Origin of the sequence: Enterococcus sp. AZ188 (genome assembly GCF_050544075.1) — a bacterium.
In the GTDB taxonomy this organism is placed as follows: Bacteria; Bacillota; Bacilli; order Lactobacillales; family Enterococcaceae; genus Enterococcus_D; species Enterococcus_D entomosocium.
Genome location: NZ_CP172943.1, coordinates 881,691 through 893,693, shown reverse-complemented (window position 1 = coordinate 893,693; position 12,003 = coordinate 881,691). Strand labels below are relative to the sequence as shown.

Genomic DNA, 12,003 nt, shown 5'->3' with positions numbered 1-12,003 from the left:
TTGCCTTTATCTCAGCGATAAATAACAGAACAATTAAAGACCGTTAAATCAATGTTTCTGAATAAAACACCGCGTTTTCTTTTCATTTTCAAAAAATGATGTTCTTTCTATTTTAGTTATTTTTATCACATAAAAGCACCCAAATAAGAGCACTTATAGTTTTTTCGGAATTATTTTAACAAGAAAAACTATGAAAACAAGAAATCTTTCAAAAAAAGACCCTTTATGTGACAAGATTCCTTTTCCTTCCTATAATAAATAAAACAAGCGAGGAGGGAATCGCGATTCGTACACACAAAAAATGGTTTTGGCCATTGGCACTTCTTACACTTTTTGTCACCTGTTTCCTGTTATTCTTTCAATTTCGTAAGGTGCATGAAGCCGATACACCTTTGCAACAGGCAAGCAACAGTGAGTTTTGGCTCTTAAGTGATATTCATTTTCTTTCCTCCACGCTTCATGATAATGGCGAAGCCTTTCAGACCTTCACGCAAGGAGCTGCTGGCAAAGAGATGATGTATCAAGAACAATCAATCGAGGCCTTCACCGCTCAAGCCTTAAAGGAGAAACCAACGGGAATTATTTTGACCGGTGATATGACGCTCAATGGCGAGAAAGCAAGTGCTCAAGAGTTGGCAAGATTGCTTGAACCATTGCAAGAAGCTGGCATTATGGTTTTAGCATTACCTGGCAACCACGAGATTTACAATGGTTGGGCGCGAGCATTTCAAGGTGAAAAGGAATACTATGCCGATCAAATCAGTCCTGAGGATTTTCAAACGATTTTTGCTGAAGGTTACGAAAAAGCCAACAGTATCGACAAGTCTTCCCTTAGCTACAGCATTCAGTTAAATGACAAGTATCGCCTCTTTTTACTAGATTCATGTATCTACGATTCTGAGGTTAATTGGGATGATCCTACAACGAATGGTGAGTTGAAACCAGCTACTCTAACCTGGTTGGAGGAGCAATTAACCCTGACAAAAGAAGCAGAGCAAGTACCACTGGTCTTTTTACATCATAACTTGTTTGGTCATAATAAATTGTTACAAGACGGTTATGTTCTCGATAATGCCTCCGAAACTGTCGCTTTGTTGGACCGTTTCAACGTGCCAGCCGTTTTCTCTGGTCATATCCACATTCAAGACATTAACGAAGGGAATGATTCGCTTTATGAAGCAGTCACTGGGTCTTATTCAACAGCAGAATTAGGCTACGGCGTCCTTTCTCTTTCTGACAAGGAAATCGACTATGAAGCTCGTCAAATTGATCTAGATGCTTGGGCGGCTGAAACGAAGCAAACTGATGAACAGTTACTGGACTATCAAAACTACCAGAAAAGTATTTTTGAAAATGACACCGACCAACTGGTCCGCGACCAATTGTCCGCCGTGTCTGAACTGTCAGAAGCCCAGATCACACAACTTTGCACGTTTGTCACGAAGCTGAACACGGCCCTTTTTACTGGCAATGATACTTACTCAGTCGAGGAAATAGCTGCCATCAAAGACTCCGAGGAGTATCAGTGGTTAGCGACCTATTCTTACTTTTTGAAGCAATATGTCGATTCAATGCTCGACGATCAAACCGATGATCGCAAGCTGACGATCCCCCTCAAAGCAGAATAAAGCCAAAAAGTGTCTTCTTCCTTTCTTTTAGGAAAAAGACACTTTTTCTTTTCTAATGAACGATAGCCCTCTCGTTTGGGTAAACGAGAAGGCTATCTGACGAGTCAATATTTATTCTTTGAAAGTGCAGCATACTATTACTACTATTATTTATTTCTCATTTAAACGATACAATCCCTAACCTCTATTGTATCCTTGTAACTCTGAAGTTACGCCAGGTTTGAATAAATTTCTTCAAAACAAGTAACGTGTGGTACAAAAATATTTGTCGCTTGTTAATAACAATACCACGAGACAGAGTGCAAATGGAAGGAAACGTACTTATTCTTAAACATTACTTAAACAAAAAGCTTTGTTTTCATACAGTGTTGCCCTTTAAGAATTTTACGTGAAGCGATTAACCTTCCTGTCATGCATATCTGCTAACCATTCCTATACGGGAATTCCTTTTATTCAATAGGCAAGTCGTGCTGTTTTAAAAAAGATAATTTATCCCAGTAGCCTCTTTGAAATAAAATTTTATCATTTACTATTTGAAAAAAACCGCAGCCTCTCAAACCTAATGGGTCACGCCACTCTAAAATTGCCCATTGTCCATCTTCGAAAATGTTCTCAACGATACAAACCATTTTTGCGTCAGAAAAATCTTGCTCAAACATCTGCTTTATCGCTTCTTTCCCAATAACTGGCTCATTGGCAACCTGATGGTTTATTGCATTGTCATCATATAATTCTGAAATACATTCTACATCTGCTTGATTAAACGCATCAACCCATTGGCAAAGTATTTCTTTTGGCTTCATATAGATTCCCCCTCGATAGGTAATCATCTTTGTTCCCATCTGCAATAAAAAAAGTATCTAATTTGTATCAATATATTCTACTTTTGCAATTGATTCAAGACAATATCGATGAAACGAATAAGAATTATCGATCTTGCACATCGATTACTCTTGTATAAGTACGGGGGACCAGACATTGAATCGTGGCATTTTCCACTGTACCTGTTTCTTTATTCTATTCATAATGAGACATGCCATTTGAATCACTTGCGATCAGTGATTTTAATTGATAGCGATGCTACTAAACCTGTTCAATCACTTTTTCATTTACTGTGAAAAGCATTTATTTATTGAATACGGTATAGTGCCCTCTTTCTCTTTTCCTCTTTTTATACGCTTATCATCGAATGAGAAATCATGGATAAGTAAAACACAACGCTTAGGGTTAGTTGACTATCGAAAGCAAAGATGTACTATTTACCATGTTAGGCTCTCAAATCCTGCAACTATTCTCTTGTAACAGATCCTGGAAACCTTATCCATTTCAATACTTATATAAAATAAAACAAAAAAAAGCGAGAACCCAATGGATTCTCGCTTGTTAACGTCAATTAACCTTTAACGATGTTTGTTGCTTGTAAGCCACGTTGGCCTTCTTCAACGTCGAAAGTCACTGCTTGACCTTCTTCTAAAGTTTTGAAGCCGTCGCCTTGGATAGCTGAGAAGTGAGCAAATACATCATTGCCGTCTTCACCTGTAATAAATCCAAAACCTTTATCTGCATTAAACCATTTTACTGTACCGTTATTCATAAACGTATACCTCCATATTACACATCGACTGTGTTTATTTGTTTGTAATAGAAAATGATGTGTAATTGAAGTGTGTATCAATAGAAAAGATAAACAAGTATTAACATATCAGAACTTTACCTATTCATCATAGCATGGTTAAAATAAAATAGCAAATAAATTTGGGCTTTTTTCTTGATAATAAGCGAAATTGTTAAGAAACCTTATGATTAAGCCTAGGAATTGCTTTATCTGGAAGAATCAAAAATCAAAGAGTTGCGCCGTTTGAAGCAATTACTTTTTTGTACCAATCAAAAGACGCTTTCTTCAAGCGTTTCTTTGTGCCATTGCCTTCATCGTCTTGGTCGACGTAGATAAAACCATAGCGTTTCGACATTTGTGAGGTTGAGGCACTAATGATATCGATACAGCCCCATGCCGTATAGCCAAAGACCTCGACGCCATCATGCAACGCTTCATTGATTTGTTCAATATGCTGACGCAGATAGTCGATTCGATAAAAATCATCGATGGTGCCATCTTCGTTTACGACATCTTCTGCTCCCAAACCGTTTTCGGCAATAAACAAAGGTTTTTGGTAGCGGTCATAGAGTTGATTCAATGCTGTTCGCAACCCTTTGGGATCGATCTGCCAGCCCCATTTACTGCTTGGCAAATAGGGATTTTTAATCCCACCAGTGATCAGATTCCCGACAGCACTTTCCAAGCGTTCTGGATGCGCGCTGACTGCGCTGGACATATAGTAACTAAAGGAAACAAAATCAACAGGGTTTTCTCGGATGATTTCTAAGTCTCCTGGTTCGATCACCAATTCCACTCCTTTTTCTTCAAACATGCGGTTGGCATATGCTGGATAATAGCCTCTTGCCTGCACATCACTGAAAAAGAGTGAGGTACGTTGACTTTCAACTGTTTTTTGGACATCGTCTGGATCACAACTGTACGGCGTTAATAATTGATAGCTGATCATGCAGCCGACCTTGGCATCGGGAATCAATCGATGGCAATAGTCAGTCACGATTGCGCTGGCGACAAATTGATGGTGCGCCCCTTGGTACTTGTCTTGTTCAATATTAGGATGACCTTCTTCAATGATCCCGACACTAACATATGGATGGTGTTTAACACAGTTGATTTCATTAAAAGTCACCCAGTATTTGACTTTCTTTTGGTATCGCTCAATCACCGTCTTGGCAAAACGGACATAAAAGTCGATCACTTGCCGGTTTGGCCATCCTCCATACTCAGTCACTAAATACAAAGGCATCTCATAATGGGATAGTGATACCACTGGTTCGATCCCATACTTCAAACACTCATCAAAGACTGCGTCGTAAAATGCCAATCCAGCTTCGTTTGGCTCTACCTCATCCCCCTTTGGAAAGATCCGTGTCCAGGCAATTGACATCCGATAGGCTTTGAAGCCCATCTCAGCAAATAAACGAATATCTTCTTTAAAGTGATGATAAAAATCGATTCCCTGTCTTTTCGGATAGTATTTCGTGCTGTTTGGATCCTGTGCTTCTGCAACTTGCTGATGAGTCATCATATGCCATTGGTCCGTCCATCGTTCTTTCGGCATTGAGGAATCGAATAGATAGACATCAGAAACCGACAAGCCTTTTCCATCGATTCCAGAACCTCCTTCAACTTGGTTGGCAGCCGTTGCTCCTCCCCAGAGGAAATCTTTTGGAAAATAACTTTTCATTTTACTTGCCGCCTTTCAAAAATGATTCGTACGCCAACGCTTCCCCATTCGTGGCGATCACTTGCTGATAATACGCAAAACTAGCTTTTTTCTTGCGGGAAAGATCTCCGCTACCATCATTTTGCTTATCGACATAGATAAAGCCGTATCGTTTTTCCATCTCTCCTGTCCCCGCAGAAACGATATCGATCGGTCCCCACCATGTATAGCCTAGAATCGTTGCGCCATCTTTGATCGATTCCGCCATTGCTTCTACATGGTCTTTCAAATAGGCCATCCGTTCTTCATCGACGATCGATCCATCTTCATTGACAACATCCTTTAAACCAATTCCATTTTCAACGATAAATAATGGTTTTTGATAGCGATCAGTCAATTCGCTGCAAACATAGCGTAATGCCAGCGGATCGATCGGCCATCCCCAAGCAGTTTCTTTTAGGTAAGGATTCTTTTTCCCTAGTAATCCGCCAGTATTGCCTAAAATTTTCATGCCTGCTTCATGCAATGAGCTGCGGTAAAAACTAAAGCCTAAATAATCGCAGGTCCCCGCTTTAATGATCGCTAGATCTTCTTCTGTAATGTCCAGCAACAGATGATTATCCTTCACGATGCGGTCGAAGTATTCCGGATAGGCTCCTCGCAATTGCACATCACTATAGAACAAGGAACGACGGCGCAGTTGATACGATTCAAAAACATCTTGCGGGTTGCACGTCGCAGGGTAAATCGGGCTCAGTGACAGCATACAGCCAATCTGATTGTTTTCATCTACTGCCTTCCCATTCAGAACTGCTTTGGCACTTGCAACAAACATATTATGACTTGCTTGATAAAGTGCCTGTAATTTTTCTTCTTCAGTCTCGAAAGAAAACACATCGATACCTGCTGCGAGTAACGGGATCGTATGGGTATGGTTGATTTCATTGAAAGTCATCCAATATTTCACTTTCCCTTTGTAGCGTGCAAAAACCACTTTTGTATACCGATCAAAAAAATCGATCAGCGCACGATTTTGCCAACCACCATATTTCGTCACCAAATGCAGTGGCGTCTCAAAGTGGGCTAACGTAACAACTGGTTGGATCCCTTTTTCATTCAAGGCATCAAATAAATCATCATAAAATTGTAAACCTGCTTCATTGGGTTCCGTCTCATCCCCATTCGGAAAAATGCGACTCCAAGCAATTGAGGTACGCAAACACTTCAAGCCCATTTCCGCAAACAGTTCAATGTCTTCTGGGTACCGATGATAAAAGTCGATGGCTTCATGGCTCGGATAAAAGTTATCCTCTTCAAGCTGCAGTGAAACTTGCTCAATACGTTTTTCACCAACTGGTAAAATATCTGCTACACTTAATCCTTTTCCTCCTTCCAAATAAGCTCCTTCGGCTTGATTTGCGGCGATCGCGCCGCCCCATAGGAAATTTTTTGGAAATACACTCATGAAATCGCTCCTTTTAATAAATCATTTGCTACCAAAGCGGTAACGTCTTTTTTCGCTTGATCCACAACTGTCAATGCATCTTCTTTGATCACACTGGTAAAGACCAACATGGTTGTCGGATCATATCCTTTTTCAATAATTTTTGCTAAGTCAAAGGTGCCAATTTTTTGCCCCTTCACGACTTGATCCCCTTGTTTCACCGAAATCTCAAACACGCCTTTTGCTAAATCAACCGTGTCTAAGCCGATATGAACCAACACTTCCGTCCCAGCAGCTGATTGGATCCCAAAAGCATGTCCAGTTGGAAAAACTGTCACAACCGTACCAGTAAGTGGCGCATAAATATCGCCGGCTGATGGATAAACGGCTAATCCATCCCCCATTGCTCGAGAAGAAAATACTTCATCTTTGACATCATCAAGCGTGATCGCTTCACCAGCAACTGGTGTCATCACTTGCAGCCCTGCACCTTCTTCTAAAACAGGTTCTAGCGTTTCTTCAAATCCTAATACATAGGTCAAAATAGCAGTACCGAAGAACGCAAAGGCAATGCCGATCAAATAGTACACAAAGGTGTCCCCAAAGAAAGCTGGCAATGTCGTCAATGCTGGAAAAACATAGACGATGGCCTTGGTTTGCATCATGCCCATAAACGCACCAGCAATGGCACCAACGATGGTTTGAGCAATCAACGGCTTTTTAAATTTTACCGAAAGTCCATAGACGATGGGTTCTGTAATTCCTCCAAGCAATGCTGGAAGCAAGGAAGATAGCGCCAGACCTTTGGTTTCTTTTCTGCGAGAGCGTAAAAATACACCTAAAGCAACCCCAGCACTCGCAAATGTTGCTGCTGCGATCATCGGGCGCAGCGTATCATAGCCATATACCGCTAGGTTATTGACCATGATCGGTACAACTCCCCAATGGATCCCGATCATTACTAAGAATGTCCAACCGCCACCGATCAACAAGCCAGCCAACAGCCCACTCTTATCGCTGATAAAGTTCATGGCATTGCCTAAACCGTCCCCAAGCATTACACCTACCGGTCCAATGATCAAAACGGTCAGAGGCACCATGATCAAAAGAGCCACTAGCGATAGAGCAAAAATCTCGATACTCTTAGGAATGATCCGTTTGAGTAGGCGTTCCAAGTGCGAGTAGATATAGATCGAAACGATCGCTGGAATCACGGTACCCGAATACCCCATCAGCACAGCTGGGATGCCAAAGAAATCAACCGTCACACCGTTTTCCGTCACCATTGCTGTAAAATTCGGCTCCAGCAACGCCCCAACGATTGCTAAAGCAATAAACATATTGACTTTGAAAATCCGCGCTGCACTGATCGCTAAAAATAAAGGCAAGAAATAAAAGACACTATTGCCAGCAGCAGCTAATATTTTATAGGTGCTTCCTTCTGCGTCCATCAAATGATAGGTCGTAAAAACAACTAGTAAAGCTTTCAACATCCCTGCCCCTGCAAGCGCAACAATGATTGGATTAAAGATCGCAGACAATACATTGAAGAATCGGATAAATACATTGCCTTGTTTTTCTGTTGATTCTTCGGCATCTCCATCACTTTCCAAAGCGTTTTGGATCGAATACTTGCTCATGATCGTTTGAAAAACATCTGCCACATGATTCCCGATCACGACTTGAAACTGGCCATTTCCTTCAATGACTGACAATACCCCATCAAGCTGCTGAATTTTGTTCTTATTTTTTCGTGCCAACTCGACATCTTTCAACTTAAAACGCAATCTAGTGATGCAATGATACAGGCTAACGATATTTTGTTCCCCACCGACCTGTGCTATAATTTCACTAGCAAGTTTTGAATAATCTTTTGCCAAATGACTCACTCCCGTGTTTGATTTATAAAGCGCTTTATGGCGTTACTATAGCAGATTTTTTTCTCACACCTGCGAAAGTTCGCAATTTGGAAACTGCTTACAAGAAAGGAAAGAAAATGGGCCTCTTAATCATTCGTTTATTGAATCTTTTAAATAATGCACCCACTGATTCCACCAACTACTATATCGGTTTGACCATGATCAACTATTACGATCAGATCCAAACTCTAAGTATTGGTGAATTCGCCGCTCTTTGCCATGTGTCAAAGTCAACCGTTTCAAAATTCGCCCGTACCTTAGGCTTTGATGACTATGGTGATTTAAAAGACAACGCAGCTTTCATCGAGAACCGCTTCAACAATCCGCTAAATTATCGCTCGAATATTTTGTCTGCTTTGGAGCAAGAAGGCGTAGACTCCTATTTTGACGCAGTGATACAAGACATCGATTATCTGCGGCATCATCTTGATCTGCCAGCCATCGAACGGGTCGCACAAGCAATTGTTTCGCATAAAAATGTCTTTGCTTTTGGAATATTATTCTCAGAATCGGCTGCTATTGATTTCCAGATCAAACTAGCTTACAACGGCAAGTTCATTCGGACCTTCCAAGACGATCTCGTACAGGAAGAAATCATCAAATCTGCCGATGAAGAATCGCTTTTTATTATTTTTACCAATTCCGGTGACTACCTGACCAAGCAACAAATTCGAAATGGAACGCCTCGAAAAGATTTCTTTGATCGAACCAAAGCCAAAGTCATCGTGATCACCGCCAACCCACAGATCTCGGAACTTCCCTTTGTCCAAGAAGCAATCATCTTCCCTCATCAAACCCATTTCCAAACCCATGCCTTTATGTATCAGTTCATCATGGATTTGATCGTATCGAAGTTCAAGCAGTTGACTGATCGAAAGCGAATGTAGTAATGACCCTCCATTATAGAAGAAGTGCATTTCTTCCATAATGGAGGGTTCTTTGTGAATGAGATGTCTCATTCATTCGTAAGCGTCACGCATTTATTCCTAGTTTCTTTGAAATTTTTTTAATCCTAGGCTGATATTTATTAAATTTCTCCTCATTTATGTTTTTTGTTTCACAAACTTCACTTCGGTATGGTATAATCATTTTGTTTTTAAGAAAACTATGGGAATACAAAGGAGAAGGAAACATGAAAAAAACTAAAATCACTTTAATCGCTGCATCATTGCTTATGGGAGGCACTCTTTTAGCTGCATGTAGTTCAGATAACGACACAGCTGCAAGCTCATCATCAACAGCAGCTTCAACTGCTGCATCAACTGAATCATCAGATGATGTTGTTTCAACTGCTTCTATCAGTGACCAAACTTCAGTCATTGAAAAAGCATTGGGTGCAGATGGTAACTGGATCGTTGCTGTAACTGCTGACATGACATTTGATAACGATGTAACCGTTGATGGCGAATTCCATGATAAAGGCGATGACTCAGCTGATATCTACCGTAAATTTGCATTGTACTCACAAGATGAAGACCGCAACGTAACAGCTGAGTACACAGTAACTGTTCCTAAATTGATCGTTAACTCAGAAAACTTCAACATCGTTCACGGTGTAATCAAAGGTGACGTTGAAGTGAATGCAAACGGCTTTGTATTGAACGGTGCAAAAGTTGAAGGTAACGTAACATTCACTTCAAAAGAATTCCAAGATTCAGCAACACTTGACGAAGATGGCGCTTCTGTAACAGGCGACGTAACAGTTAGCGAATAATCTTTCACTGGATTTCTGTGAAATAGATGAAGAAAAAACGAGGTTGACAAGTTGATCATTGATCCTTGTCAACTTTTTTTTGTTTTTTTATAAACAATTGCATCCGCTCTCATTACTAACATTGTGTAAGTAAGAACAAAGCACAAGAAAAAACTGGCTTGCTTACGCAAAACCAGCTTCTTCTTTAGGCGCTTATTCTTCAATAACTGCCCACTTGTAATCGTATTGCGCACCGGCACCGTGAGAAACGACCCCTTTTACTTTTGGTGCACGTAAATGAGCTTCAACGTTTTGGTACACAGGGATAACCCCTTGTTGATCCATGATGATTTTCTCTGCATCCAACAAATCTTGCCAGCGGGCATCTGGATTGCCAGCATTTGTCGTGGCAGATGATTTCACTGCTGCATCGTACTCATCGCTTGTCCAACGACCTCGGTTGTATGAATTATCGGTTACAAATAGATCTGTAAAACTGCTGGCATCCGCATAGTCAGCACCCCAGCCACCCATAACGACATCAAAATCACCTGAGTTTGAACGATCAAGGCGAACGGAGAAAGGTACTGGACTTAGGCTAACTTTCACCCCATCAAGCGTATCTTGAATCGCACTTTGAATATATTCAATGGCTTTTTTGGTTGAGTCTGTGTCAGAGGCCAAAATTTCAAAACTTAAAGAATCGATTCCCAAAGCCTCTTTGGCTTTTTCCCAATGTTCTTTGGCTTTTTCTTGATCGTATTCAATGACACTTTCCGCTTCATCGACAAAATCAGTATTATCAGTTGGGTTAAAGGTCATTCCTTTTGGTATCAATCCTGTGGAAGCCAATGAACCATCACCTAAAATCGATGTCACTAATGCATCACGATCGATGGCATAAGAGATTGCTTTACGCAGATCCTCATTGCGAAATGGCGAATCTTCTTCTCGCTGATTCAACTCGATATAGGAAGTACGGGCTAATGGTTCTGACACAAACGCTTCATCATTGGCCATTTGCTGCGCCAATTCTCCTGTTAAGATGACGTCGTCCGCTTGCCCATCCTGGAATAGATTCAAAGAGGTCGATGATTCTTTTACGACACTGACATTGATCGTATCAAGTTTCACCGTATCTTTATCCCAATATTGGTCGTTCTTTTCATATGACCATTCTGTATCGGTTCCTGGACCATCAAAGCCAGCTAACACAAACGGTCCATTGTAAACGGCATTGTCGCTTGTTGAAGCATATTGATCGCCGTTGTCTTCTACGACTGCTTGGCTTTGTGGGAAGAAGGATGGAAATGCCAATAAGTATTGGAAGTATGGCGTAGGTGTCGTCAGCGTGATTTCTAATTCATAGTCGCTGACTGCTTTGATCCCCAATTCTGAGGCATCTTTTTCACCTGCTGTTATCGCTTCGGCATTGGTTACGGGCGCAAATAAGTACGCATATTCAGAACCTGTTTCCGCACTTACGGTGCGTTGCCAGCCAAAGACATAATCCGCTGCTGTTACTGGTTCTCCATTTGACCATTTGGCATCTTCACGTAATTTCAATTTATAGGTCAGACCATCTTCACTGACTTCCGCTAATTCGGCGGCACCTGCTGGTTCGGGCTTACTATCAGCATCTAAGCGGTACAACCCTTCATACACATTATTTAAAGCACTGAAACTGATCGTATCGGTGGCTAAGGATAGATCAGCACTAGGCATTTCTTGTTGAACCACAACATTAAAAATTTGTTCGGCAGCTGCTGTCCCACTACCACTTGAACTTTCACCTGTACTTGATGTCCCTCCTGTTGAGCAACCTGCTAATACGATTCCACAAACAGCGATGACACCATATCCCCATTTTTTCTTCATCTTACCTACCCCTTATGAAAATCCAAAATTTTCAGAATTATTACAAAACTCTGAATGTAAATAAGATTTTAATAAATATTAATTATAAAAGCAAGCTATTTTTCTCATTTTATTATTATTTATTTTTTATGTTAACACTGCATGTTATTATTTATGACAC

General features: G+C 40.8%; 9 protein-coding genes. 3 read left to right on the top strand and 6 right to left on the bottom strand.

What is annotated here, in order from left to right; all coding sequences use genetic code 11:
- Nucleotides 1-227 precede the first annotated feature (227 nt).
- Nucleotides 228-1,628, top strand: a complete 1,401-nt coding sequence (locus IGI86_RS04105; protein ID WP_420657460.1) for a metallophosphoesterase — start codon at nucleotides 228-230, stop codon at nucleotides 1,626-1,628.
- A gap of 449 nt (nucleotides 1,629-2,077) precedes the next feature.
- Here the strand turns inward: IGI86_RS04105 and IGI86_RS04100 are convergent, their stop codons facing one another.
- The 5 genes from IGI86_RS04100 to IGI86_RS04080 all read right to left on the bottom strand — a co-directional run bounded on the left by IGI86_RS04100 (nucleotide 2,078) and on the right by IGI86_RS04080 (nucleotide 8,242).
- Nucleotides 2,078-2,431: a nuclear transport factor 2 family protein gene (locus IGI86_RS04100; protein ID WP_430617755.1), complete on the bottom strand. Its 354-nt coding sequence runs from the start codon at nucleotides 2,429-2,431 to the stop codon at nucleotides 2,078-2,080.
- Nucleotides 2,432-3,021: 590 nt separating this feature from the next.
- Complete coding sequence (locus IGI86_RS04095; protein ID WP_005225331.1) at nucleotides 3,022-3,222, bottom strand: cold-shock protein; 201 nt, start codon at nucleotides 3,220-3,222, stop codon at nucleotides 3,022-3,024.
- 247 nt (nucleotides 3,223-3,469) lie between these two features.
- Nucleotides 3,470-4,930 (bottom strand): glycoside hydrolase family 1 protein, encoded by a 1,461-nt coding sequence (locus tag IGI86_RS04090; protein WP_430617754.1) that lies wholly within the window; start codon nucleotides 4,928-4,930, stop codon nucleotides 3,470-3,472.
- Between the two features lies 1 nt (nucleotide 4,931).
- Entirely contained in the window at nucleotides 4,932-6,374 is a 1,443-nt protein-coding gene (locus IGI86_RS04085) for a glycoside hydrolase family 1 protein (protein WP_016610579.1), read from the bottom strand.
- Nucleotides 6,371-8,242: a beta-glucoside-specific PTS transporter subunit IIABC gene (locus IGI86_RS04080; RefSeq protein ID WP_086299180.1), complete on the bottom strand. Its 1,872-nt coding sequence runs from the start codon at nucleotides 8,240-8,242 to the stop codon at nucleotides 6,371-6,373. The genes IGI86_RS04085 and IGI86_RS04080 overlap by 4 nt, the downstream gene beginning before the upstream one ends.
- A gap of 107 nt (nucleotides 8,243-8,349) precedes the next feature.
- Between IGI86_RS04080 and IGI86_RS04075 the strand changes: the two genes are divergently transcribed.
- Nucleotides 8,350-9,159 carry a MurR/RpiR family transcriptional regulator gene (locus IGI86_RS04075; RefSeq protein ID WP_008377267.1) on the top strand — a complete coding sequence of 270 codons (810 nt, stop codon included), beginning with the start codon at nucleotides 8,350-8,352 and terminating at the stop codon, nucleotides 9,157-9,159.
- 245 nt (nucleotides 9,160-9,404) lie between these two features.
- Nucleotides 9,405-9,986: a polymer-forming cytoskeletal protein gene (locus IGI86_RS04070; RefSeq protein WP_005237347.1), complete on the top strand. Its 582-nt coding sequence runs from the start codon at nucleotides 9,405-9,407 to the stop codon at nucleotides 9,984-9,986.
- Nucleotides 9,987-10,178: 192 nt separating this feature from the next.
- Here IGI86_RS04070 and IGI86_RS04065 read toward each other — a convergent pair whose 3' ends face one another.
- Complete coding sequence (locus tag IGI86_RS04065) at nucleotides 10,179-11,843, bottom strand: peptide ABC transporter substrate-binding protein (protein WP_005237349.1); 1,665 nt, start codon at nucleotides 11,841-11,843, stop codon at nucleotides 10,179-10,181.
- Between the last annotated feature and the right edge of the window lie 160 nt (nucleotides 11,844-12,003).

Coding starts and splice junctions, on each gene's coding strand:
- IGI86_RS04085 (WP_016610579.1), bottom strand. CDS start 6,374: ATGAGTGTATTTCCAAAAAATTTCCTATGGGGCGGCGCGATCGCCGCA.
- IGI86_RS04075 (WP_008377267.1), top strand. CDS start 8,350: ATGGGCCTCTTAATCATTCGTTTATTGAATCTTTTAAATAATGCACCC.
- IGI86_RS04065 (WP_005237349.1), bottom strand. CDS start 11,843: ATGAAGAAAAAATGGGGATATGGTGTCATCGCTGTTTGTGGAATCGTA.
- IGI86_RS04090 (WP_430617754.1), bottom strand. CDS start 4,930: ATGAAAAGTTATTTTCCAAAAGATTTCCTCTGGGGAGGAGCAACGGCT.
- IGI86_RS04100 (WP_430617755.1), bottom strand. CDS start 2,431: ATGAAGCCAAAAGAAATACTTTGCCAATGGGTTGATGCGTTTAATCAA.
- IGI86_RS04095 (WP_005225331.1), bottom strand. CDS start 3,222: ATGAATAACGGTACAGTAAAATGGTTTAATGCAGATAAAGGTTTTGGA.
- IGI86_RS04070 (WP_005237347.1), top strand. CDS start 9,405: ATGAAAAAAACTAAAATCACTTTAATCGCTGCATCATTGCTTATGGGA.